22 protein-coding genes are annotated in these 22,620 nt (G+C 70.3%); 8 read left to right on the forward strand and 14 right to left on the reverse strand.

The features are described 5' to 3' along the window. Window positions 1–85: 85 nt before the first annotated feature. The 7 genes from OG574_RS31010 to OG574_RS31040 all read right to left on the reverse strand — a co-directional run bounded on the left by OG574_RS31010 (window position 86) and on the right by OG574_RS31040 (window position 8,567). Window positions 86–1,246, reverse strand: a complete 1,161-nt coding sequence (locus tag OG574_RS31010) for an aldose epimerase family protein (protein ID WP_326775889.1) — start codon at window positions 1,244–1,246, stop codon at window positions 86–88. 57 nt (window positions 1,247–1,303) lie between these two features. After that, on the reverse strand, window positions 1,304–2,554 hold the full coding sequence (gene mmsB, locus OG574_RS31015; RefSeq protein ID WP_326775890.1) for a multiple monosaccharide ABC transporter permease: 1,251 nt from the start codon (window positions 2,552–2,554) through the stop codon (window positions 1,304–1,306). Between the two features lie 6 nt (window positions 2,555–2,560). Then, the gene (gene mmsA, locus OG574_RS31020) at window positions 2,561–4,087 is read right to left on the reverse strand and encodes a multiple monosaccharide ABC transporter ATP-binding protein (RefSeq protein WP_442816938.1); all 1,527 of its coding nucleotides are present in this window, start codon (window positions 4,085–4,087) and stop codon (window positions 2,561–2,563) included. 58 nt (window positions 4,088–4,145) lie between these two features. Next, window positions 4,146–5,255, reverse strand: a complete 1,110-nt coding sequence (chvE, locus tag OG574_RS31025; RefSeq protein ID WP_326775892.1) for a multiple monosaccharide ABC transporter substrate-binding protein — start codon at window positions 5,253–5,255, stop codon at window positions 4,146–4,148. 66 nt (window positions 5,256–5,321) lie between these two features. Next, entirely contained in the window at window positions 5,322–6,290 is a 969-nt protein-coding gene (locus OG574_RS31030; RefSeq protein ID WP_100591905.1) for a hypothetical protein, read from the reverse strand. A gap of 100 nt (window positions 6,291–6,390) precedes the next feature. Further along, entirely contained in the window at window positions 6,391–7,407 is a 1,017-nt protein-coding gene (locus OG574_RS31035; RefSeq protein ID WP_326775893.1) for a zinc-dependent alcohol dehydrogenase, read from the reverse strand. Further along, a complete protein-coding gene (locus tag OG574_RS31040; RefSeq protein WP_326775894.1) occupies window positions 7,404–8,567 on the reverse strand; it encodes a mandelate racemase/muconate lactonizing enzyme family protein in 1,164 nt (387 codons plus the stop codon). The genes OG574_RS31035 and OG574_RS31040 overlap by 4 nt, the downstream gene beginning before the upstream one ends. 226 nt (window positions 8,568–8,793) lie before the next feature. Between OG574_RS31040 and OG574_RS31045 the strand changes: the two genes are divergently transcribed. Beyond that, a complete protein-coding gene (locus tag OG574_RS31045) occupies window positions 8,794–9,471 on the forward strand; it encodes an SCO2400 family protein (RefSeq protein ID WP_326775895.1) in 678 nt (225 codons plus the stop codon). A 106-nt stretch (window positions 9,472–9,577) separates the two neighbouring features. Here the strand turns inward: OG574_RS31045 and OG574_RS31050 are convergent, their stop codons facing one another. After that, the gene (locus OG574_RS31050) at window positions 9,578–10,072 is read right to left on the reverse strand and encodes a MarR family winged helix-turn-helix transcriptional regulator (protein WP_326775896.1); all 495 of its coding nucleotides are present in this window, start codon (window positions 10,070–10,072) and stop codon (window positions 9,578–9,580) included. A 69-nt stretch (window positions 10,073–10,141) separates the two neighbouring features. Here OG574_RS31050 and OG574_RS31055 point away from each other — a divergent pair, with 69 nt between their 5' ends. From OG574_RS31055 to OG574_RS31075, 5 genes are all read left to right on the forward strand, one after another. Further along, window positions 10,142–11,173, forward strand: a complete 1,032-nt coding sequence (locus OG574_RS31055) for an NADP-dependent oxidoreductase (protein WP_326775897.1) — start codon at window positions 10,142–10,144, stop codon at window positions 11,171–11,173. 73 nt (window positions 11,174–11,246) lie between these two features. After that, a complete protein-coding gene (locus OG574_RS31060) occupies window positions 11,247–11,669 on the forward strand; it encodes an organic hydroperoxide resistance protein (RefSeq protein WP_100591911.1) in 423 nt (140 codons plus the stop codon). A gap of 68 nt (window positions 11,670–11,737) precedes the next feature. Continuing rightward, on the forward strand, window positions 11,738–12,535 hold the full coding sequence (locus OG574_RS31065) for an EI24 domain-containing protein (RefSeq protein ID WP_326775898.1): 798 nt from the start codon (window positions 11,738–11,740) through the stop codon (window positions 12,533–12,535). A 47-nt stretch (window positions 12,536–12,582) separates the two neighbouring features. Next, window positions 12,583–13,392 carry an NAD(P)-dependent oxidoreductase gene (locus OG574_RS31070; RefSeq protein WP_326775899.1) on the forward strand — a complete coding sequence of 270 codons (810 nt, stop codon included), beginning with the start codon at window positions 12,583–12,585 and terminating at the stop codon, window positions 13,390–13,392. Between the two features lie 19 nt (window positions 13,393–13,411). Further along, the gene (locus tag OG574_RS31075; protein WP_326775900.1) at window positions 13,412–13,741 is read left to right on the forward strand and encodes a YrdB family protein; all 330 of its coding nucleotides are present in this window, start codon (window positions 13,412–13,414) and stop codon (window positions 13,739–13,741) included. Window positions 13,742–13,760: 19 nt separating this feature from the next. Here OG574_RS31075 and OG574_RS31080 read toward each other — a convergent pair whose 3' ends face one another. Beyond that, window positions 13,761–14,369 carry a TetR/AcrR family transcriptional regulator gene (locus tag OG574_RS31080; RefSeq protein WP_326775901.1) on the reverse strand — a complete coding sequence of 203 codons (609 nt, stop codon included), beginning with the start codon at window positions 14,367–14,369 and terminating at the stop codon, window positions 13,761–13,763. 94 nt (window positions 14,370–14,463) lie between these two features. Between OG574_RS31080 and OG574_RS31085 the strand changes: the two genes are divergently transcribed. Continuing rightward, on the forward strand, window positions 14,464–16,902 hold the full coding sequence (locus tag OG574_RS31085) for a glycoside hydrolase family 3 protein (RefSeq protein WP_326775902.1): 2,439 nt from the start codon (window positions 14,464–14,466) through the stop codon (window positions 16,900–16,902). 72 nt (window positions 16,903–16,974) lie between these two features. Here OG574_RS31085 and OG574_RS31090 read toward each other — a convergent pair whose 3' ends face one another. Together OG574_RS31090 and OG574_RS31095 are read right to left on the reverse strand one after the other, a co-directional pair. After that, on the reverse strand, window positions 16,975–17,967 hold the full coding sequence (locus OG574_RS31090) for an aldose epimerase family protein (protein WP_326775903.1): 993 nt from the start codon (window positions 17,965–17,967) through the stop codon (window positions 16,975–16,977). A 31-nt stretch (window positions 17,968–17,998) separates the two neighbouring features. Then, window positions 17,999–18,919 (reverse strand): SGNH/GDSL hydrolase family protein, encoded by a 921-nt coding sequence (locus OG574_RS31095; protein WP_326775904.1) that lies wholly within the window; start codon window positions 18,917–18,919, stop codon window positions 17,999–18,001. Between the two features lie 380 nt (window positions 18,920–19,299). Here OG574_RS31095 and OG574_RS31100 point away from each other — a divergent pair, with 380 nt between their 5' ends. After that, the gene (locus OG574_RS31100; RefSeq protein ID WP_100591919.1) at window positions 19,300–19,794 is read left to right on the forward strand and encodes a DUF3145 domain-containing protein; all 495 of its coding nucleotides are present in this window, start codon (window positions 19,300–19,302) and stop codon (window positions 19,792–19,794) included. 112 nt (window positions 19,795–19,906) lie between these two features. Here OG574_RS31100 and OG574_RS31105 read toward each other — a convergent pair whose 3' ends face one another. From OG574_RS31105 to OG574_RS31115, 3 genes are all read right to left on the reverse strand, one after another. Beyond that, the gene (locus tag OG574_RS31105) at window positions 19,907–21,178 is read right to left on the reverse strand and encodes a beta-ketoacyl-[acyl-carrier-protein] synthase family protein (RefSeq protein ID WP_100591920.1); all 1,272 of its coding nucleotides are present in this window, start codon (window positions 21,176–21,178) and stop codon (window positions 19,907–19,909) included. A gap of 83 nt (window positions 21,179–21,261) precedes the next feature. Further along, window positions 21,262–21,510 carry an acyl carrier protein gene (locus OG574_RS31110; RefSeq protein WP_100591921.1) on the reverse strand — a complete coding sequence of 83 codons (249 nt, stop codon included), beginning with the start codon at window positions 21,508–21,510 and terminating at the stop codon, window positions 21,262–21,264. 71 nt (window positions 21,511–21,581) lie between these two features. Next, complete coding sequence (locus tag OG574_RS31115; RefSeq protein WP_326775905.1) at window positions 21,582–22,613, reverse strand: ketoacyl-ACP synthase III; 1,032 nt, start codon at window positions 22,611–22,613, stop codon at window positions 21,582–21,584. Window positions 22,614–22,620: the final 7 nt, after the last annotated feature.

Raw genomic sequence — 22,620 nt, forward strand, 5'->3', positions numbered from 1 at the left:
GTGAAGCAATTGCGAAGGGGGAGGAACGACACCGGCCTCGCCCGTGGTCGTCACGGGCGAGGCCGGGGGATGTGGGCGGGGTCGGTCAGGCGCTGAACGAGTGCACTGTCGTCGTCCGGTACGTCTCGCCCGGGCGCAGCACCGTCGACGGGAACGCCGGATGGTTCGGCGAGTCCGGGAAGTGCTGCGTCTCCAGGCACAGGCCGTCGCCCTGCCGGTAGGTGCGCCCGGAGGGGCCGGTGAGCGTGCCGTCGAGGAAGTTGCCCGAGTAGAACTGGACGCCCGGCTGATCCGTGGCGATCTCCAGAGTGCGGCCGGAGGACGGGTCGCGCAGTGTCGCGAAGTGCACCGGCCGCGCCGTGATCCCCTTGTCGAGGACCCAGTTGTGGTCGAAGCCCTTGGCCGTGACCAGCTGCGGGTGCGCGGTGCGAATGTCGCGGCCGATCGGCTTCGCGGAACGGAAGTCGAACGGGGTGCCCGCGACCCTCGCCCGCTCACCGGTCGGGATGAGGCCCGAATCGGTGGGCGTGTAACGGGAGGCGGCGAGGGTGAGTTCGTGGTCGTAGATGCCGCCGCTGCCCTCGCCCGCGAGGTTGTAGTACGTGTGGTTCGTCAGGTTCACGACGGTCGCCTTGTTCGTCGTCGCCTCGTAGTCGATGCGCCAGTCGCCGCTCGCCCCGAGGGTGTAGGTGACCGTTACCTTGAGCGTGCCTGGGTAGCCCATCTCGCCGTCGACCGACGTGTAGTGCAGCTTCAGGCCGACGTCGGAGCCGGAGTTGAAGTCTTCCACGTCCCACACCCGCGTGTTGAAGCCCTTCGCCCCGCCGTGCAGGGAGTTGGCCCCGTCGTTCACGGAGAGCTGATACGTCGTGCCGTCGAGGGCGAACCGGCCGTTCGCGATGCGGTTGCCGTAGCGGCCGATCGTGGCACCGAAGAACGTGGTGCCGGCGACGTAGTCCTCGATGGTGTCGTAGCCGAGGGAGACGTTCACGTACCGGCCGTGGCGGTCCGGTATCTCCAGGGACTGGACGATGCCGCCGTAGGAGAGGACCTTCAGGCGGGTGCCGCCGTTCTCCAGGGACCAGCGGTAGATCCTCGTGCCGTCGGCGAGCTTGCCGAAGAGCTCCTTCACGGGCCTCCTGCTTCCCGAGGTGGAGCCTGAGGCGTGGGCTGTTCCGCCCAGCGCGGTGGCTGCTGCACCGGCAGCGGCGCCCGATGCGAGGAGAGTGCGTCTGCTCAGTTCCATGTGCGGCTCCCTCAAAGGGTGGGCCCCGCCGGGCTTCGGCCGACGGGGTGAGCTGACTTACGAACCGACCTTGCGCTTGTTCCACACGTCGAAGCCGACCGCCGCGAGCAGGACCAGGCCCTTGATGACCTGCTGCCAGTCGGTGCCGACGCCGACGAGGTTCATGCCGTTGTTCAGGACGCCGAGGACCGTGCCGCCGATGATCGCGCCGAGCACCGTGCCGACACCGCCGCTCATCGACGCGCCGCCGATGAACGAGGCGGCGATGGCCTCGAGTTCGAAGTTGACGCCCGCCTTCGGCGACGCGGCGTTGAAGCGGGCCGCGAAGACCAGGCCCGCGAGCGCCGCCAGCATCCCCATGTTGAGGAAGACCGCGAAGGTGACCTTCTTGTCCCGGACGCCGGAGAGCTTCGCCGCCGGCAGGTTGCCGCCGATCGCGTAGACATGGCGGCCGATCACCGCGTTGCGCATCACATAGCCGAAGGCGACGAGGAGCACGGCCAGGACGATCAGCACCACGGGCGCGCCCTTGTAGCTGGCGAGCAGCAGGGTGAAGACGAGGACGGCGGCGACCAGCGCGGTGAGCTTCAGCGCGAACAGCTTCGCGGGCAGCACGTCGAGCGCGTACTCCTGCTGGCGCTTGCGGTCGCGCACCTCCTGCCACACGACGAGGGCGATGAGGCCGAGGCCGAGGAGCAGGGTGAGGTTGTGGTAGTTGGTGTCGGGGCCGACCTCGGGCAGGAAGCCGTTGGCCACCTTCTGCAGCCCTTCGGGGAACGGGCCGAGCGTCTGCCCCTTGAGGAAGATCTCCGTCAGTCCGCGGAAGAGCAGCATGCCCGCCAGGGTCACGATGAACGACGGTATGCCGAGGTAGGCGATGAAGAAGCCCTGCATGGCCCCCGCGACCGCGCCGACGGCGAGGACCGCGATCGCGGCCACCGGCCACGACCAGTGGTGCGTGACCATGAGCACCGCGGCGAGTGCCCCCGTGAACGCGGTGATGGAGCCGACCGACAGGTCGATGTGGCCCGCGATGATGACGATCATCATGCCGATCGCCAGGATCAGGATGTAGCTGTTCTGCAGCACCAGGTTCGAGACGTTGCGCGGCAGCAGCAGGTCGCCGCCCGTCCAGACCTCGAAAAGGATCACGATCAGGCCGAGGGCGAAGAGCATCCCGTACTGCCGCATGTTGCGGCGCATGCCGTCGATGATCAGCCGGCCGAGGCCGGTCGTGTGCCCGTTGTCTCCGGATTCCTTCGGGGCCTCGGCGCCGGCCGGCGACCCGGCCTTCAGGTTCGTGCTCATCGGGTCCTACCTCTTGTCCTTGGTCATGTGCCGCATCAGCACTTCCTGGGTGGCCTCCGCTCGCGGGACCTCACCGGTGAGCCGTCCGGCCGACATCGTGTAGATCCGGTCGCACATGCCGAGCAGCTCGGGCAGTTCGGAGGAGATGAAGACAACGGCCTTGCCCTCGGCGGCCAGTTGGTCGATCACCGTGTAGATCTCGTACTTCGCGCCCACGTCGATGCCGCGGGTCGGCTCGTCGAGGATCAGCACATCGGGCCCCGCGAAGATCCACTTGCTGAGGACGACCTTCTGCTGGTTGCCGCCGGAGAGCCGGCCCACGGGTTCGGAGACGTTGGGCGCCTTGATGTTCATGGACTTCCGGAAGCCCTCGGAGACCTTCCGCTCCTCGTGCTCGTCGACGACCCCGCGCCGGGCGACCTTGCGCAGCGCGCTCAGCGAGATGTTGCGGTTGATGGAGTCGATGAGGTTGAGGCCGTAGTGCTTGCGGTCCTCGGTGACGTACGCGATGCCGTGCCCGACCGCCTCGGGGACGGTGCGGGTGCGGATCTCGGTACCGTCCTTGAGGACACTGCCGCCCGCGTACTTTCCGTAGGCCCGGCCGAACACGCTCATCGCGAGTTCCGTGCGGCCCGCGCCCATCAGTCCCGCGATGCCGACGATCTCCCCGCGGCGCACGTTCAGGGACACCGAGTCGACGACTTTGCGCTGCTGGTCGATGGGGTGGAAGACGGTCCAGTCGCGGATCTCGAGGGCCGGCGCCGCGGTGAGGTCCTGCGGGTGCGGGGTGCGCTCCGGGAAGCGGTGGTCGAGGTCGCGGCCGACCATGGCGCGGATGATCCGCTCCTCGGTCGTCTCCGTGGCCTTCACGTCGAGCGTCTCGATGGAGTGCCCGTCGCGGATGACCGTCACCGAGTCCGCGACCCGGGCGATCTCGTTGAGCTTGTGCGAGATGATGATCGAGGTGATGCCCTGGCCCTTCAACTCCAGGATCAGATCGAGGAGTTTGCCGCTGTCCTCGTCGTTGAGCGCGGCCGTCGGCTCGTCGAGGATGAGCAGCTTCACCTCCTTCGACAGGGCCTTGGCGATCTCGACCAGCTGCTGCTTCCCGACGCCGATGTCGGCGACGCGGGTCTGCGGGTGCTCGTTCAGACCGACCCGCCGCAGCAGGGCCGTGGCGTGCTTGAGGGTCTCGCCCCAGCTGATCACGCCCCGCGTGGCGTGCTCGTTGCCGAGGAAGATGTTCTCGGCGAGCGAGAGGTACGGCACCAGGGCGAGCTCCTGGTGGATGATCACGATGCCGCGCTTCTCGCTCGCCCCGATGTCCTTGAACCGGCACGGCTCGCCCTCGAAGAGGATCTCCCCCTCGTAACTGCCGTGCGGGTGAACGCCGCTGAGGACCTTCATCAGCGTCGACTTCCCGGCGCCGTTCTCCCCGCAGACGGCGTGGACCTCGCCCGCGCGGACGCTCAGAGAGACGTCCGCGAGCGCCTTGACGCCGGGAAAGGTCTTGACGATCGAGCGCATTTCCAGGACGGGTCCCGCCATGGTCGTGCCTTTCTGCTCCGTGTGAACCGGTGGTGTGGACGGGCTACTTGAGGTCGCTCGCCTTGATGTAGCCGGTGTCGATGAGCTCCTTCTGGTAGTTGCTCTTGTCGACGCTCACCGGCTGGAGCAGATAGGACGGCACGACCTTCTTGCCGTTGTTGTACGAAGTGGTGTCGTTGACCTGCGGCTTCTTCCCCTTCAGCACCGCGTCGACCATGCTGGAGGCGACCTTGGCCAGCTCCCGGGTGTCCTTGTAGACGGTCTGGGTCTGCTGGCCCGCGACGATCGACTTCACCGAGGCGACCTCGGCGTCCTGCCCGGTGACGACGGGCAGCGGCTTGCTCGCGGAGCCGTAGTCGTCGGACTTGAGGGCGGACAGGATGCCGATCGAGATGCCGTCGTACGGGGAGAGGACGGCATCCACCTTGGCCGAGGAGTACGACGAGGTGAGCAGGTCGTCCATGCGCTTCTGCGCGGTGCCGCCGTCCCAGCGCAGCGTCGTGACCTTGTTGAGCGCCGTCTGGCCGGACCTGACCACGAGCTGCTTCTTGTCGATGTAGGGCTGGAGCACCTTCATCGCGCCGTTGAAGAAGTACTTGGTGTTGTTGTCGTCGTTCGAGCCCGCGAACAGCTCGATGTTGAAGGGCCCCTTCTTGGAGCCGTCCTTCAGACCCAGCTTCTCGGTGATGTACGTGCCCTGGAGCCGGCCGACCTTCTCGTTGTCGAACGAGGCGTAGTAGTCGACGTAGGGGGAGTTGAGCAGGAGGCGGTCGTAGGAGATGACGGGGATGTCCGCGTCATGGGCCTCCTTGAGGACGTTGGAGAGCGCGTCGCCGTTGATCGCGGCGATGACCAGCGCGTCCACGCCCTGCGTGATCATGCCCTCGAGCTGCTGGACCTGCTGGTCGACGTCGTCCTCGCCGTACTGGAGGGTCGTCTTGTAGCCGGCCTTGTGCAGCGTGGCGACCATGTTCTTGCCGTCGGCTATCCAGCGCTCGGACGACTTGGTCGGCATGGCGATGCCGACGGTCATCTCCTTCTTGTTCTTTGCTTCCTTGCTGCCGCCCTCACCGCTCTGCCCGCAGGCGGTCAGGGCGAGGGCGAGAGCGGCGGCTCCCGCCACGGCGGAAACGGCACTTCTGCGGTTGCGCATGGTCATCAGTCCTTGTCGGTCGCGTCGGGGGAGCGGAAACGTCAGCGGGAAACGCCGGCGGGAAATTCAGTGGGAGACGGTCAGCGGGAAACGGTCGAGAGTGCCCGGCAGCCGCGAGCCGAGCGGCGACATGCCGCCGTCCGCGCCGTGCCGGGCCAGCAGGTCGAGGGCGAGCCGGCCGCGGCGCACGCGCTCACGGGCGGTGTCGAGAGTGACGTCGCGCAGGTGGGCGCCGTACGGGTAGATGGCGGGGGCCTTCGCGAGCCCGAACTTCAGGTACAGCGGCGCCCCGCGGCGGATCAGCTCCGCGATCTCGTACATCCGCACATAGCCGCCGAGGTCGTCCGGCGCCTCGACGTACAGGTCCATGGGTGCGGCGGAGACCCGGCGGATCTCGGTGAGGTGGGCGAGGGTGAGATCGCTCGGCACGTTGAGCGAGTCGGCGCCGAGCCGTTCGAAGACGGCGTACGAGGCCGGGTTGACCGGCCCGATGAGCGCGGAGACCTTGAGCGTGGTGTCACCGGGGATCACCCCCTGCTCGCGCGCCCGGTGCAGCGTCCACAGCACGCCCTCGTCGGCGACGAGCAGGCACTTGACGCCCAACTCCGTTGCCCGGACGGCGTCTTCCACGCATCCGGCGACGGCGTCGTGGCCGCGGGCGCGCAGGCCGGCGCCGCGCGAGTCGGTGCGTACGGAGGCGCCGGTGTCCCAGGTGCCGCGCGGCCCGGTGAACAGGCACAGCTCGATGTCCCGCTCGGCGGCCGACTCGACCATCTCGGTGATCTCGGCGTCGGTGAGCATCCACACGCCGCTGCCCTGGCTGATCCGGTGGACCGGCACGTCGAGGCGCGAGGCCTCCTTGAGTACGACGGCCAGCGCCTCGGGCCCCTCGACGGAGGGGATCTCGGTGCGCCAGGTGCCACCGTCGGGGAAGGCGTGCGGGGAGGTGTCGGCGTCGGCGGTGGAGGGGGCGGACAGGCCCAGGGCCGCGAGGGCGGGTTCGCCGGGGCGGCGGGGAGAGGGGGAGTCGGTCACGGGCAGTCCTTCACGTTCGGTGTTGTTCGGTATTTCGAACCAAGTTCGGATCGGTGGGTGTGGGCACGCCCGGAACGTGCCGGGAGGCGGGAGCCAGGGCTTACGAGGGGCCTTTGGGGAGCAGCAGCACCTTGCCCACCTCGGGGTCACCGGATCCCACCAGCTCGATGCCGTACGGGAATTGGTCCAGCGGCAGCTCGTGCGTCACCAGCGGCAACGGATCAAGCAGCCCCGCGCCGAAGACCCGCACGGCATGCGCCCAGGCGGCCGGCGGCGCCCCGAACACGGTCCGCACCTCCAGCTGCCGCACGACGAGGCCGGTCGGATCGAGCCCCGCCGCACCGGACGCCGGGAGCCCGGTGAGGACGAGCCGCCCCCCGCGCCGCAGCAGCGACGCCGCGGCACGGGCCGAGTCCGCGGAGCCGGCGGTCTCGATCACCACGTCGAAGTCGCCGGGCAGCTCCTGGTCGGGCGTACGGAAGTCCGTCGCGCCGAGCTGTTCTGCAAGGGGGGCCCGTTCGGGCCGGGTGTCGACGGTGAGGAGTTCGGCGGGGGAGTTCGCCGCGAGGAACTGCAGGGCGAGCATGCCGAGGGTCCCCGCGCCGACGACCGCGACCCGTTCGCCCGGCCGCGCGTCCGCCTTGAGCGCGGCGGCGGCGACGCAGGCCGCGGGTTCGAGCAGCGCGGCCGCCGTCAGGTCGGCGTCGTCCGGCAGGACGTGCAGGAGCCGGGCGGGCAGGGTGAGGGTGGCGGCCATGGCACCGGGCTGCGTGAACCCGGTCTCCTCGTACCCGGCCGTGCACAGCGTGGTCTCGCCGGCGTGGCACCGGTCGCAGACCTGGCAGTTGCGGAAGCCCTCGCCGACGACCTTCCTGCCGACGAGCGACTGCGGCGCGTCCGGTCCGACGGCCTCGACGGTGCCGGACCACTCGTGCCCCGGAGTGAGCGGGTACCGCACGTACCCCTCGGGCCGGTTGCCCTGGTACACCTCGCGGTCGCTGCCGCAGATGCCCACGGCGTGGACGCGGACCAGCGCCTCGCCGGCACCCGGCGGCGTCGGCTCGTGAGGGACGATCCGGTACGCGCCCGGCGCCTCGACGACGACCGCGACGCTCACCGCGTACCCTCCGGCCGGCGCTGCTCCCAGCCCTCCGCCCACAGGTCGAACCGCGCCTGCTGCTGCGGGAATTCGGCCGCCGCGTCCACGTCGAGCTCGACCCCGAGCCCCGGCGCGTGCGACAGCTCGAAGCACCCGGTCTCCGGATCGACCTGCGGCGCGCCCTTCACGACCTTCTTGATGGCCGCGTCCGCGAAGTCGTTGAAGTGCTCCAGAACCTTGAAGTTCGGTGTGGAGAAGCCGACTTGGAGCGAGGCCGCGGTGAGCACGGGACCGCCCACGTTGTGCGGCGCGACCAGCACATAGTGGGACTCCGCCGTCGCCGCCAGCTTCCGCGTCTCCCAGATGCCGCCGATGTGGCCGACGTCCGGCTGGATGATGTCCGCGGCCTGGCTCTCGAACAGTTCACGGAACTCGATCCGGTCATGGATCCGCTCACCCGTGGCGACCGGGATGTCCACCCTCGCGGCCACCTTCTCCAGCGCCTTGAGGTTCTCCGGCGGCACCGGCTCCTCCAGCCACGCGGGCTTGAAGGGAGCGAGATCGCGCGCCAGCCGGATGGCGGTGGAGGGCGAGAACCGGCCGTGCATCTCCAGCATCAGCTCGGCGTCGGGCCCGATCGCGTCGCGCACCGCCTCGATCAACGACACGGCGTACAGGCTCTGTTCGTGGTCCAGCTCGTAGTGCCCCGTCCCGAACGGGTCGATCTTCAGTGCCTTGTACCCGCGCTCCATCACGGCCTGCGCCGCCTTGTGGTACGCCTCGGGGGTGCGCTCGGTGGTGTACCAGCCGTTCGCGTACGCCTTGACCCGGTCCGTCACCTTGCCGCCGAGCAGCTGCCACACCGGCACACCGAGCGCCTTGCCCTTGATGTCCCAGCAGGCCATCTCGACGACCGCGATGCCGGACATCACGATCTCTCCGGCCCGCCCGTAGTCGCCGTACTTCATGCGCCGTACGAGGTCCTCGGTCGCGAAGGGGTCCGAGCCGACGATGTGGTTGGCCTGAGCCTCCTTCAGATAGCCGACGAGCGCGTCGGTGTGGCCCAGCATGCGGGTCTCGCCGACCCCGGTGATCCCCTCGTCGGTGTGCACCTGGACGTAGGTCAGGTTGCGCCAAGGCGTCCCGACCACGTGTGTGCTGATTCCCGTGATGCGCACGGCAGTTGCCCCCTGCGACGTTCGATATTTCGTCATGCGTTCGAAATCTTGGCGTGACAGTAAGGAGGTGCGCGCGGGGTGTCAATGGTTCGTGCACCCGGTCGCCCGGTACGCCGTGCACAGAAGCCATATGGAGGGTCAATTCTTCGGAACACGCGGTTCCGCACAGAACATTCACAGCCCCGGCTTTTTCCGTTACCGGCGCGGCGCCTAGCCTCCATGCGTCATGGATTACTGCCACCCGTGCCGAAGGCACCTCAATGGCGCCCTCGCCTGCCCTGGGTGCGGCACGCCCGCCGAAGCGTGCCGCGCGCACGCGGAGGCGCTCGCGGCGCAGGAGTCGGCCGAGAGTGCCGGCGCCCCTTATGCCGACGAACCCACGCACACCCGCCGCTCCCGCAGGGAACGCCGTGAGCGCGGCGCCCGCAGGGCCCACCGGCGCCGGCGCAACAAGATCGTGATCGCCGCCGCGGGGCTCGCGCTCGCCGCGGGCGGCCTCAGCTTCGCGGAACTCGGCACCGAGTCGTCGGCGGACGGCGACGCGCAGGGCTCGTCCACGTCGGCCGAGGAAGCCGCCGACCAGGAGGCCCAGGCCGCCGCATCCTCGGCGGCCGGCACCCCGACCGGCGCCGTCGCGGCCGAGGCGGACCCGCAGGCGTCGAGCGCCTCGGCGTCCCCCTCCCCGTCCGCGTCGGAGTCCGAGGACGCGAAGAAGGGCAAGGAGACGGAGGGGGTGAAGGAGGGGGCCGAGGGCCACGCCACCTCCGTGCCCGCCGCCACCCCGACGCCGCACACCCCGACCGGCCCCGGCACGCCCGCCCCCGGGCCCACCACGACGCCGCCGCCCCCGCCGCAGCCCACCCCGACGGAGACGTGCGACCGCTTCCTGTGGTGGTGCACCTAGGGGGATCCAGCGCGATCCAGGCGAAAGACCCTGGTTCCTGCGGGAAGGTGCGGCCGACGTCAGACCGTCAGGTCGTTCACCTGAAAGTCGTCCCTCGCGGCCGGCGTCAGGCCGTGACGTCGCCGTCCAGCATCATCTTGGCGAGGAGCCTGCGCAGCGCCACCCGCTCGTCGTCGGTCAGCGAGGCGATGGCCCCGCGTGCGAAGCCCAGGTTCCCCTGCACTCCGCGCGCCATCCGCACACCCTCTGCCGTCGGTGCGGCCAGCTTCACGCGCCGGTCGGCCGGGTCGGGGCGGCGCTCGACGAGGCCGCGCGCTTCCAGCCGGTCGACGAGCCCGGTGATGTTCGACGGCTCACAGTTCACCTGCTGGGCTATGTGCCGCATGGGCATCGGCTCGCGCGAGAGCAGATCGAGAACCCGCGCCTGCGCCGTGGTGAGGCCCTGGCCCGAGGCGGCCTGCTCGTACTCCTTGTAGTGGCGCGAGACCAGCGTGCCGATCAGCTCGACCAGGTCGGCTGTCACGGCATCGGCTGTCACGAGGTCATCTGTCACGCGTTTCGGGGCGGAGCTGCTGGCGGCCATGTACTCCAGAGTACCCATTTACTTGACACTATGAAATATCGAGGAGCATGGTTGTTTCAGTAAGTGAAGCAATCAGGAGGCCCCGCCATGTCTGTCGACACCCCTCAGATCCCCGCCACGAGCCGCGAGTGGCAGCTGACCAGCCGCCCGGTCGGCTGGCCCAAGCCCGAGGACTTCCAGCTCAGCGAGGTGGAGATCGCCCAGCCCGGCCCCGGCCAGGTGCTCGTCAAGAACCTGTACCTGTCCGTGGACCCGTACATGCGCGGCAGGATGTCAGCGGCCAAGTCGTACGCCGCCCCCTACGAACTGGGCAAGACAATGCAGGGCGGCGCGGTCGGTGTGGTCGTCGCCTCGAACGACGAGGGTGTGGCCGTCGGTGACCACGTGCTGCACTTCAACGGCTGGCGCGAGTACGCCACCTTCGACGCCAAGCAGGCCGTGAAGGTCGACCCGGAGGCCGCGCCCCTGTCGACGTACCTCGGTGTCCTCGGCATGACGGGCCTGACGGCGTACGCGGGTCTCCTGCGCACCCTGTCCTTCAAGGAGGGCGACACGGTTTTCGTCTCCGGCGCGGCCGGTGCCGTCGGCAGCCAGGTGGGCCAGATCGCCAAGCTCAAGGGTGCCTCTCGGGTCATCGGTTCGGCCGGTTCCGACGAGAAGGTCAAGCTCCTCGTCGAGGAGTACGGATTCGACGCGGCCTTCAACTACAAGAACGGCTCCGTCTCCGAGCAGCTCAAGCAGGCGGCCCCCGACGGGATCGACGTCTACTTCGACAACGTCGGCGGTGACCACCTGGAGGCGGCCATCGGTCAGCTCAACCAGGGCGGACGAATTGCGATCTGCGGTGCGATCTCGGTCTACAACAACACCGAGGCCGCCCCTGGTCCGCGCAACCTGGCACGCCTGATCCAGACCCGTGGCCGCATCGAGGGCTTCCTCGTCGGCGACCACTACGACCTTCAGCCGCAGTTCGTCCGGGAGGTCGGCCCCTGGGTCGCCTCGGGTGAGCTGAAGTACCGGGAGACCGTTGTCGAGGGGATCGAGAACAACCTGGAGGCGTTCCTCGGGGTTCTGCGCGGCGACAACATCGGAAAGATGATCGTCAAGCTGGGGGAGTGACCCCGGTCACGCTCGTTCCTTCCGGGATTCGGTAATCTCTTTCCGCCTACCGGATCGAATGAGGGAGTACGGGATGCCCATCCAGCAGTCGGACGTCGTCTACACCGCCGTGGCCACCGCGGAGAACGGCCGTGACGGCCGCGTCTCCACGGACGACGGCAAGCTCGACGTCGTCGTGAACCCGCCCAAGGAGCAGGGCGGCAGCGGCGCCGGCACCAACCCGGAGCAGCTGTTCGCCGCCGGCTACAGCGCCTGCTTCCAGGGCGCGCTCGCCGTGGTCGCCCGCCAGGAGAACGCCGACATCTCCGGCTCGACCGTCACCGCGCACGTGGGCATCGGCAAGAACGACGAGGGCTTCGGCCTCATCGTCGAGATCGCCGCCAAGATCCCGAACGTGGACGAGGCCACCGCCAAGTCCCTGGTCGAGAAGGCCCACCAGGTGTGCCCGTACTCCAAGGCCACCCGCGGCAACATCACGGTCACGCTCTCCGTCTGAGCGGCGCGACCCGGCCCCGGCCCGTACCCCGCGCAAGGGGTGCGGGCCGGTCCCATAGGGTGGTGCCCATGCGCGATCTCGGGGCGGGCTTCGGCTACTTGATGAAGGGCCAGCGCTGGGTCTCCCAGCATGGCAAGCAGTTCGGCATGGGGCTCCTGCCCGGCCTGATCACCCTGGTCCTGTACGCGGCCGCGCTGGTCTGCCTGGCCCTGTGGGGCGACGACTTCGTCACCTGGGCGACCCCCTTCGCCGACGACTGGACGTCCCCGTGGGCCGGCCTGTTCCGCGGCTTCCTGACGGCCGTGCTCTTCGCCCTCGTCCTGCTGCTCGCCGTCCTTGCCTTCACCGCGGTCACCCTCCTGATCGGCCAGCCCTTCTACGAGTCCCTGTCGGAGAAGGTCGACCTCGCCGAGGGTGGCCACGCCCCCGAGTCGGGCCTCCCGCTCTGGCGCGAACTGTGGATCTCCGCTCGCGACAGCCTGCGGGTCCTGGTGCGCGCCGCGCTCTGGGGCGTCCTGCTCTTCGCCCTCGGGTTCGTCCCGTTCGTCGGCCAGACCGTCGTCCCGGTGATCGGCTTCTTCGTCACCGGCTTCTTCCTCACGGAGGAGCTCGCCGCGGTCGCGCTCCAGCGCCGCAGCGTCGAACTGCGCGAACGCCTCGCCCTGTTGCGCTCCCGCAAGGGCCTCGCCTGGGGCTTCGGCACCCCGCTCGCGGTCGCGTTCCTGGTGCCGTTGGTGGCGGTGTTCCTGATGCCGGGAGCGGTGGCCGGCGCGACCCTGATGGCCCGGGACCTGCTCGGCGAGACGACCCCGGAACCGGCGCCCGAGCCCGCCCCGCACCCCACCGGCGACCCGGCCACGCACTGACCCCAAGAGCCCGGTCCGATCCGGGCGGGACGCGCTAGCGTCAGGACATGGAAAAGATCGCCTTCCTCGGCCTCGGTCACATGGGCGCGCCCATGGCCCGCCATCTCCTCGACGCCGGACACCCGCTGACCGTCTGGAACCGCACCCCGGCGAAAGCCGCCCCGCTCGTCGAACGGGGCGCCGTCCTCGCCGGCACCCCCGCCGACGCCGTGCGCGACGCCGACGTGGTCATCACGATGCTCGCCACCCCGGACGCCGTGTCCGAGGTCGCCGACGCCATCGTGCCCGAACTGCGGCCCGGCACGTACTGGGCGGAGATGTCGACCATCGGCCCCGACGCCGTACGGCAGCTGGCGGCGCGACTCGGTGACGGGGTGACCCTCGTCGACGCACCGGTCATGGGCAGCACCGACAAGGCCGAGGCGGGCGAGCTCGGCATCCTCGCGGGCGGCGACGCGGACCGGATCGAAGGCGTGCTCGCCCACCTCGGCACGGTCACCCGCACCGGCGCGCCCGGCTCCGGCGCCGCTCTCAAACTCGTTGTCAACACCGCGGTCATCGGGGGCGTCGGCCTGGTCGCCGAGGCCATGGCGCTCGCGGACGCGCTCGGCCTGCCCGAGGACGTCGCGAAGGGCGCCCTCGCCGAGGGCCCCCTCGGCGGAGCCGTCGCCCGCGCCTTCGCGCAGGGCGTGCACTTCGGCTCGGACCTCGCAGTCAAGGACATCGCCCTGGCCACCGAGACCACCGAACTCCCGGCCATGGAAGCCGTGTTGGGCCACTTCAAGCAGGCCGCGGCGGACCCGTCCCTCGTCCACGAGGACATCGCGCGGGCCGTGACCCGTATCCGCGAGCGGTAGGCCGGGCCATACTGCGCCCATGAAGACGGCGAACCTGGGTGTGCTCTTCCTGATAGAACTGGCCGCCCTCGGGGCCGTCGGGCGCTGGGGGTTCACCCGCGACGTCCCGGCCCCGCTCGCCTGGCTGCTCGGCCTCGGGGTCATCGCCGCGATGATCACTTTGTGGGCGCTGTTCGGATCCCAGAAGGCGTCGTACAAAACGCGGGGCGCGGGCCGGGTCGTCTTCGAGCTGGCGTGGTTCGGGGCGGGCGCGGCCGCGCTCCTGCTGGCCGGGGCCGTCGGCTGGGCCGTCGCCTACGTCCTGGTGTGCGGGGTGAGCAAGACGCTCGCGGTCGTCTGGCGCCAGTAGCCGCCGCGCACACGGGAGTTCACCCGGGGCCCGCGTCCCCCGCGTCGCCTTCGCCGCCCTCGATGAGCGCCAGGAAGTCGCGGAACGCGCCCGGCATGTCCACCGAATCGGGGTCCAGCAGCCACTGGTACTGCAGCCCGTCCATCACCGCCACGAGCAGCGGCGCCGCCCGCTCGGGCGTGAGGCCGCCGGGCAGCCGCTCCCCGTATTCGGCGCGCAGCACCGCGGCCATGCTCTCCCGCACGCTCCCGTACCGCTCGGTGAAGTAGGGCCGCGCCGGGTGGTCCTCCGTGACGCTCTCGCCGAGCAGCGCGGAGAACGTCTGCACGATGCCGGGCCGCATCGCGTTGTACTCGACCAGCGAGGCCAGCAGGTCGAGCCGCCACCGGCCGTCCGGCACCGCGTCCCACTGGTCGCGCTCCTCCAGGACCGCGACGAGCAGGGCCTCCTTGGTGCGGAAGTAGTGCAGCAGCCCCTGCTGCGTCAGCCCGACACGCTCGGCCACCGCCCCAAGCGTGGCGCCGCGGTATCCGCGCTCGGCGATCACCTCCAGGGCGGCACGGAGGATCTCCGCGCGCCGTTCCTCGCTCCTGGCGGTTCTCGTACCCATGCCGTCACCGTACGACATCGTTTATAACGGCGACATAACGAAACCTACCGATCTACAGGTAGCGGGTGCAGGATGGCGGCCAAGGGCCGGACTTCAACGAGGAGGCGCCGTCGTGGCGGAGACCCAGCAGGACCAGGCACGCGAGGCTGTCATCGAGGCAGCGCTCGGCAAGCTCGACCTCGACACCAAGGCGAATCTCCTCGCCGGGCAGGACATGTGGTCCCTGCCCGCCGTCCCGGACATCGGCCTCGGTTCGCTGGTGATGTCGGACGGCCCGATCGGTGTCCGCGGCATCCGCTGGACCGCCGACGACCCCTCGATCGCCCTTCCGTCACCGACGGCGCTCGCCGCCACCTGGGACCCCGAACTCGCCTGCAAGGCAGGTCAGTTGCTCGCCCAGGAGGCCCGCCGCAAGGGCGTCCACGTGCTGCTTGCCCCGACCGTCAACCTGCACCGCTCGCCGCTGGGCGGCCGGCACTTCGAGGCGTACAGCGAGGACCCGTACCTGACCGGCGCGATCGGCACCGGGTACGTGCGCGGTGTGCAGTCCGGCGGCGTCGGCACCACCGTCAAGCACTTCGTCGGCAACGACGCCGAGACCGACCGCTTCACCGTCGACAACACCGTCTCCGCCCGCGCCCTGCGTGAGCTCTACCTCGCCCCCTTCGAGGCCATCGTCGAGAACGCCCACCCCTGGGGCATCATGACCGCCTACAACAGGGTCAACGGCACGACGATGACCGAACACCGCTACCTCGTGAACGAGGTGCTGCGCGGCGAGTGGGGCTTCGACGGCTTCAACGTCTCCGACTGGATGGCCGCCCGCTCCACCACCGGCGACATCGAGGGCGGCCTCGACGTCGCGATGCCCGGCCCGCGCACGGTCTACGGCCCTGCGCTCGCCGCCGCAGTCCGCGCCGGTGAGGTCGAGGAGTCCACCGTCGACGAGGCCGTGCGCAACGTGCTGCGCCTCGCCGCCCGCGTCGGCATCCTCGAAGGCGCCGAGCCTGTGGTCGCCGAGGCCCCGGAAGAGATCGACGGCGAGGCACTCGCCCGCGAGATCGCCCGCCGCGCCTTCGTCCTCGTACGCAACTCCGGTGCGCTTCCCCTTCGTCCAGGCGGCAGTGTCGCCCTCATCGGCGCCGCCGCTCGCGACGCCCGGGTCCTCGGCGGAGGCTCCGCCACTGTCTTCCCCGCCCATGTCGTCTCCCCACTCGACGGGCTGACCGCCGCGCTCCCCGAGGGAACGCTCACGTACGCCGTCGGCGCCGACCCGAACGAGGAACTCGCCGCCGCGGGCGCCGGGTTCGAGCTGCGCGCCGGCTGCCTGGACGCCGCCGGCGACGTCATCGGCACCGCGTCCGTGCCCGGCGGCCGTATTCAGTGGATCGGCGCCGACCTGCCCGACGGCGTCACCCACGACACCCTGCACACCGTCGAGATCACCGGCACCTTCACCCCGCGCGCCTCCGGGCCGCACACCTTCGGCACCCAGGGCATCGGCGGCTTCACCCTCACCGTCGCCGGACAGACCGTCTTCGACGGGGAGCAGCCGCTCGCCTCGGCCGCCGACCCGTTCGCGGCGTTCTTCGGCAGCCCCGTCGGCCGCGGAGACGTCGACCTCGTCGCCGGCGAGCCCGTCGACGTATCCCTGCGCTACGTCGTCTTCAAGCCCGAGGGCGCCCCGCTCCAGGCCATCGCGTTCTCGCTGGTGCACCGCGAGCCGCAGCGCGACCCCGACGAGCTGATCGCCGAGGCCGTCGAGGCCGCGCGCGCCGCCGACACCGCGGTCGTCGTGGTGGCCACCACCGAGCGCGTCGAGTCCGAGGGCTTCGACCGCAAGGACCTGCGCCTGCCGGGCCGTCAGGACGACCTCGTCCGCGCCGTTGCCGCCGCCAACCCGAACACCGTCGTGGTCGTGAACTCCGGCTCCCCGGTGGAACTCCCGTGGCGCGAGGACGTCGCGGCCGTGCTCCTGAGCTGGTTCCCCGGCCAGGAGGGCGGCGACGCCCTCGCCGACGTCCTCACCGGAGCCGAGGAGCCCGGCGGCCGGCTGCCCACCACCTGGGGCGCGTTCGAGGACGCACCCGTCACCGAGGTCACCCCCACCGACGGCCGGCTGGCCTACACCGAGGGTGTGTTCATCGGCTACCGCGCCTGGGAGAGGTCGGGCGCCACCCCGTCGTACGCCTTCGGCCACGGCCTCGGATACACCGACTGGACGTACGAGTCGATCGAGGTGCGGGACGCGGGCGCGACGGCCGTGGTCCGGGTGCGCAACTCCGGTGAGCGGTCCGGTCGCGAGGTGGTCCAGGTCTATCTGGCGCCCGAACCGGCCGACCCCGCCCGCCCGGCCCGCTGGCTGGCCGGCTTCGCGGGAGCCGAGGCGGCACCCGGCGAGAGCGTCGAGGTCACCGTCCCGCTGCCGCGCCGCGCCTACGAGATCTGGGACGAGAACGCCAACGCGTGGGCGCACCAGGCGGGCGCGTACGAGGTGGAAGCGGGCCGCTCGGTCCTGGACCGGCGCGTGAGCACACGGATCGAGGTCTGAGCGGATTCGCAGGGTGCGGGTCCGGCTCCGGGTCTGGGGGGTGGTACGGGTTCCGGTTCCAGTTCCGGGGGCTCAGGCGCGGGTGCCGAACCCGTACACCGTCTCCGAACGGAACACCTGACCCGGCCTCAGTTGCGTCGACGGGAACTGGGGCCGGTTGGGGGAGTCCGGGAAGTGCTGGGTCTCCAGGGCGATCCCGGCGCCGGGCGCGAACGGCAGCGTCTCGTCGAAGTGGTCGCCCGTGTACAGCTGGAGCCCCGGCTCGGTCGTCGCGACGGTCAGCGTCCGCCCCGACGCCGGGTCGTGCAGCTCGGCAACCTCCGCCGGCGCCTCGGTGACCCCCTTGTCGAGCACGTAGTTGCGGTCGTGGCCGAGCCCCGGCTTCCGCGGCTCCCGGAAGTCGAAGGCCGTCCCCGCCACCTCGGTGAACTCACCGGTCGGGATCAGATCCCCGTCCGCCGCGGTGAACCGTGAGGCCGCGATGCGCACCTCGTGCCCGCCTGCCGCGTCACCGGAGCCCGCGCCGCCCAGATTCCAGTACGAGTGGTTCGTCAGGTTCACGACGGTCGGCGCGTCGGTCACCGCCTCGTACACGATCCGCAGCGCCCCGCTCTCGTCGAGCGTGTATGTCGCCGAGACCTCCATGCGCCCCGGGAAGCCCTCCTCGCCGTGCGGGCTCACCCGGTGCAGTCGTACACCGTGCTCCAGCGGGTCCGCGTCCCACACGCGCTTGTCGAAGCCGCGCTCGCCGCCGTGCAGCGCGTTCGTCCCGTTGTTCTGCGCCAGGTGGTAGGTCCGGCCGTCGAGCGGGAAGCGGCCGCCCGCGATCCGGTTCGCGTACCGGCCGACCAGCGCGCCCAGGAACGGCCCCGGATGGGCGAGATACCCGTCCAGCGAGGGAAAACCGAGCGCCACGTCCGCCGTGGCACCGCCCCGGTCGGGGACCTCCGCCGACTGCACGATCCCGCCGTACGTCAGGACGCGCACCCGCACCCCGCCGCGTTCGAGAGTCCAGCGGTGGACGGGCGTGCCGTCGGGGAGCGTGCCGAAGAGTTCGCTGCGCATGATCGAGACCTTACGCCGGGGAGCCCCCGGCTCAGGTGATCGGCTCCTTGGCCGTCACCCGTCGGTACGCCATCGCCGCGAGCCGCGACTGGCCGTCCTTGCTGGGGTGGAACCAGTCCCAGTGACTGAGCTGCTTCCCGTCGAACCGGTAGGCGAAGACCGCCCCGCCGTCGTACCGGCACCGCCGATCCTTCGCGCACACGTCCGCGAGCACCTCGTTGTACGCCACCACCCGGCCCTGCACCGAGGCCCGGCGCTGCGTCGCCGCTGCCGCGAGGTCGTCCGGGTCGGCCAGCATCGACGAGCAGATGCCGAGCTTCCACACCTGCTTGCCCAGCGGATTCGTCCGGCCCGCCGACCACAGGCGCTTGAGGTCCGGCACGCTCGACACATACACCTGAGCCTTGGGCACCTCGCGCCGCAGCGTGCGCATCGCTTCCTCGAAGTCGGCGCGGAACGTGTCGACCGGCGTCATCGTGGCGGGCGTCGGCCGGCAGGCGTCGTTGGCCCCCGCCATCACCGTCACAAGGCCCGGCGACACCGCGGCCGCCTGCTCCATCTGCGCGGGAAGGTCAGCCATCCGTGCACCGGTGCGCGCGAAATTCCAACTGTGCGTGGCCGCCCGGTCCTTCCCCAGGAGCCGGACCGCGAGGCTGCGCACCCCGGTGTCGGAACCGGTCGCCCACGACACCTCCGGGCAGTCCGTGAGGACCGAGCAGGCGTCGAAGCCCCGCGTGATGGAGTCGCCCACGGCGGCAACGGAGCGCGGGCTCGTGTCCCACCTGGGGGTGGGCTTCGGGGACGGCTTCGTACCGGCGGTACTGCCCTCCGGTCCTGGGGAGTTGTCGCCGATCGCGTCGCATGCGGCGAGGCCCGCGGCACCGAGCAGAACGGCCGTCACACCGGCGACGGCGGCCCGGACGGCAGCTGACCGGTGGCTTCGGATCCGCATCCCGTTGTCCTCTCTCACCGCTTCTGGCCGCCGCCGGCGCCTCTGTTGTCGAACGTGACGCCGCGCACGCCGCCGCGGTTGAGTCCCCGCGGGTGAAACGTCGGCCCTCCAGGGCGCCGGGACCGACGGTACGTCACACTCCTTGCGCCGCCACACGGTAGCCTCGCCCCGTGGCGGCCCGGCCACTGCTGTCACGGCAGCGACAGGACGGTCGGCCGACCCGATGAAGCCCCGCAAGACAGCTTCCGCTAAATTACATCACGTCACATCTGTCCCTTTTTTCCTGGTTCCCCTGGTTCAACTGGTCTTTGGGGAAAACTGCTCGGCACGGGCGCGAGGCCGCCGGGAAAGGCGAACCTCGTCCCACACTGGAGGTCCCGGTGACGACACGTGGAGTCCTGTACGTGCACTCCGCACCGCGCGCGCTGTGCCCGCACGTCGAATGGGCAGTCGCGGGCGTGCTCGGCGCGCGTATCAACCTCGACTGGATCCGGCAGCCGGCGGCGCCGGGCACCTGGAGATCCGAGTTCTCCTGGCGCGGTGAGGCGGGCACCGCCTCCAAACTGGCGTCCGCGCTGCGCGGCTGGCAGCTCCTCCGCTTCGAGGTGACCGCGGAACCCTGCGCGACGGCCGAGGGCGAGCGCTACAGCGCCACGCCCGAACTGGGCATCTTCCACGCCGTCACCGGAATCCACGGCGACATCCTCATCCCCGAGGACCGGCTGCGCGCCGCGCTCGCCCGTTCGAAGGGCGGCGAGACGGACCTGGAAGCCGAACTCGCCAAGCTCCTCGGCAAGCCCTGGGACGACGAACTGGAACCCTTCCGCTACGCGGGCGAGGGCGCCCCGGTGCGGTGGCTGCACCAGGTGGTGTGAGGCGTTCCGCAGGCTTTCTGCAGGCGTTCTGAGCGGTGGTGCTTCGCAGTTGCCGAAGGGGCCCCCACCGTGATGGTGGGGGCCCCTTCGGCTACGTACGTGTACGCGGGTGTCAGACCGAGCGGAACGCCAGCACGACGTTGTGTCCGCCGAAGCCGAACGAGTCGTTCAGCGCGGCGATGCGGCCCTCGACGGGCAGCTTGCGGGCCTCACCGCGGACGATGTCGGCGGCAGCCTCCGCCTCCGGGTCGAGGTTCTCGACGTTGATCGTCGGCGGAGCCACCCGGTGGTACAGGGCGAGCACCGACGCGACCGACTCGATACCGCCGGCGCCGCCGAGGAGGTGGCCCGTCATCGACTTGGTGGCGGAGACCGCCATGTGGTCGGTGTCGTCGCCGAAGACCTTGCGCAGCGCCTTGAGCTCGGCCACGTCACCGGCCGGCGTCGAGGTCGCGTGCGCGTTCACGTGCACGATCTCGGCCGGGTCCAGGTCGGTGTTGTCGAGCAGGTTCTGCAGGGCCTGCGAGATGCCGCGGCCGCCCGGCTCCGGCTGGACGATGTCGTGGCTGTCGGCGGAGATGCCCTGGCCGACCGCCTCCGCGTAGACGCGGGCACCGCGCTTGGCGGCGTGCTCGGCGGACTCGAGGATCAGGACACCGGCGCCCTCACCGAGGACGAAGCCGTCCCGGCCAACGTCGTAGGGACGCGAGGCGCCCTGCGGGTCGTCGTTGTTCTTGGACATCGCCATCATGTTGCCGAAGGCGGCGATGGGCAGCGGGTGGATGGCCGCCTCGGTGCCACCGGCGACCACGACGTCCGCACGGCCCGTGCGGATCATCTCGATCGCGTAGCCGATGGCCTCGGCGCCGGACGCGCAGGCGGAGACCGGGGTGTGCACACCCGCGCGGGCGTTCACGGCCAGGCCCACGTTGGCCGAGGGGCCGTTCGGCATGAGCATCGGAACGGTGTGCGGGGAGACGCGGCGTACGCCCTTCTCCTTCAGCACGTCGTACTGGTCGAGGAGCGTCGTCACGCCGCCGATGCCGGAGGCGATGACCGCGCCGAGCCGGTCGGGGGCGACAGCGGGGTCCTCACCGGCCTTGTCGGTGTAACCGGCGTCGGCCCAGGCCTCCTTGGCCGCGATCAGCGCGAACTGCGCCGAGCGGTCCAGGCGGCGGGCCTGCGGGCGCGGGATGACCTCGCTCGGTTCCACGGCGATCTGCGCCGCGATACGGACCGCCTGGTCGGCGGCCCACTCCTGTTCGAGGGGACGGACACCGGAACGACCGGCGACCAGACCCTCCCAGGTGGACGTCGCGTCGCCACCCAGCGGTGTGGTTGCGCCGATACCGGTGACGACCACGGTGCGATTGGTCGGGCTCACAGGAATTCTTTCTCCAACGGATGCGAGGGATTCAGCGGCGCCACCGCCGGGTGGCGGAGCGGCAGCACTAGGCGAGCGGTTGATCAGGCCTGGTGCTTGACGATGTAGTCGGTGGCGTCACCGACGGTCTTGAGGTTCTTGACGTCGTCGTCCGGGATCTTGACGTCGAAGCGCTCTTCGGCGGCGACGACGACCTCGACCATGGACAGCGAGTCGACGTCCAGGTCGTCGGTGAAGGACTTGTCCAGCTGGACGTCCTCGACCGGGATGCCGGCGATCTCGTTCACGATCTCCGCGAGACCGGCGACGATCTCTTCCTGAGTGGCGGCCATGTTGGCGCTCCTTCTTACGTATCCAGAGGGTGTGGCGGCGTTTGTGCCCGGAGTGATCCGGGACGGTCTGCCTAGGGGAGGGTAACGACCGTGGCGGCGTAGACGAGACCCGCCCCGAAGCCGATGACGAGGGCGGTGTCGCCGCTCTTCGCCTTCCCGGTCGCCAGAAGCCGCTCCATCGCGAGCGGAATCGAGGCGGCCGAGGTGTTGCCGGTGGTCTCGATGTCACGGGCGACCGTGACATGCTCCGGCAGTTTCAGAGTCTTCACCATCGAGTCGATGATCCGCATGTTTGCCTGGTGCGGAATGAAGACGTCCAGGTCGTCCGCGCTGATCCCGGCCGCGTCCAGCGCCTGCTGGGCAACCTTCGCCATCTCGAACACGGCCCAGCGGAACACCGCCTGGCCCTCCTGCGTGATCGCAGGGAACTTGATGTCGCCCTTGCTGTCCAGCGGCAGCTTCGACACATCGCCGACGCGGAACTCGTCCCACGGCACGGTCTGCTTGATCGTCTCGGACTTGTCGCCCTCGGAACCCCAGACGGTGGGACCGATGTGCGGCTCCTGCGAGGGGCCCACGACGACGGCGCCGGCGCCGTCACCGAACAGGAAGGCCGTCGCGCGGTCCTCCAGGTCGGTCAGGTCGCTCAGCCGCTCCACGCCGATCACCAGCACGTACTCGGCGCTGCCCTCGACGATCATGCCCTTGGCGAGGGTCAGGCCGTAGCCGAAGCCCGCGCACCCGGCGGAGATGTCGAACGCGGCAGCCTTGGCGGTGCCGAGCTTGTCCGCGATCTCGGTCGCGATGGCCGGGGTCTGCTTGAAGTGCGACACGGTCGACACGACCACGGCGCCGATCTGCTCCGCGCTGATCCCGGCGTCCGCGATGGCCTTGCCGGAAGCCTCGATCGACATCGCGGCCACGGTCTCCGCGTCGGAGGCCCAGTGGCGCGTCGCGATGCCCGAACGGGAGCGGATCCACTCGTCGGACGAGTCGATCTTCTCGAGGATCACCTCGTTCGGCACGACCCGCGTCGGCCGGTAACCGCCGACGCCCATGATGCGCGCGTACGGGGCGCCCTGACTGGGCTTGATCTTCGACATGCTCTCG

The sequence above is a fragment of the Streptomyces sp. NBC_01445 genome, assembly GCF_035918235.1.
GTDB lineage: Bacteria > Actinomycetota > Actinomycetes > Streptomycetales > Streptomycetaceae > Streptomyces.

What these genes read in the sequence shown, in the direction of transcription:
- OG574_RS31010 (WP_326775889.1), bottom strand. Translation starts at nt 1,246, where the DNA reads ATGGAACTGAGCAGACGCACTCTCCTCGCATCGGGCGCCGCTGCCGGT.
- mmsB (WP_326775890.1), bottom strand. Translation starts at nt 2,554, where the DNA reads ATGAGCACGAACCTGAAGGCCGGGTCGCCGGCCGGCGCCGAGGCCCCG.
- chvE (WP_326775892.1), bottom strand. Translation starts at nt 5,255, where the DNA reads ATGCGCAACCGCAGAAGTGCCGTTTCCGCCGTGGCGGGAGCCGCCGCT.
- OG574_RS31045 (WP_326775895.1), top strand. Translation starts at nt 8,794, where the DNA reads ATGGATTACTGCCACCCGTGCCGAAGGCACCTCAATGGCGCCCTCGCC.
- OG574_RS31050 (WP_326775896.1), bottom strand. Translation starts at nt 10,072, where the DNA reads ATGGGTACTCTGGAGTACATGGCCGCCAGCAGCTCCGCCCCGAAACGC.
- OG574_RS31055 (WP_326775897.1), top strand. Translation starts at nt 10,142, where the DNA reads ATGTCTGTCGACACCCCTCAGATCCCCGCCACGAGCCGCGAGTGGCAG.
- OG574_RS31060 (WP_100591911.1), top strand. Translation starts at nt 11,247, where the DNA reads ATGCCCATCCAGCAGTCGGACGTCGTCTACACCGCCGTGGCCACCGCG.
- OG574_RS31065 (WP_326775898.1), top strand. Translation starts at nt 11,738, where the DNA reads ATGCGCGATCTCGGGGCGGGCTTCGGCTACTTGATGAAGGGCCAGCGC.
- OG574_RS31070 (WP_326775899.1), top strand. Translation starts at nt 12,583, where the DNA reads ATGGAAAAGATCGCCTTCCTCGGCCTCGGTCACATGGGCGCGCCCATG.
- OG574_RS31075 (WP_326775900.1), top strand. Translation starts at nt 13,412, where the DNA reads ATGAAGACGGCGAACCTGGGTGTGCTCTTCCTGATAGAACTGGCCGCC.
- OG574_RS31080 (WP_326775901.1), bottom strand. Translation starts at nt 14,369, where the DNA reads ATGTCGTACGGTGACGGCATGGGTACGAGAACCGCCAGGAGCGAGGAA.
- OG574_RS31090 (WP_326775903.1), bottom strand. Translation starts at nt 17,967, where the DNA reads ATGCGCAGCGAACTCTTCGGCACGCTCCCCGACGGCACGCCCGTCCAC.
- OG574_RS31095 (WP_326775904.1), bottom strand. Translation starts at nt 18,919, where the DNA reads ATGCGGATCCGAAGCCACCGGTCAGCTGCCGTCCGGGCCGCCGTCGCC.
- OG574_RS31110 (WP_100591921.1), bottom strand. Translation starts at nt 21,510, where the DNA reads ATGGCCGCCACTCAGGAAGAGATCGTCGCCGGTCTCGCGGAGATCGTG.
- OG574_RS31115 (WP_326775905.1), bottom strand. Translation starts at nt 22,613, where the DNA reads ATGTCGAAGATCAAGCCCAGTCAGGGCGCCCCGTACGCGCGCATCATG.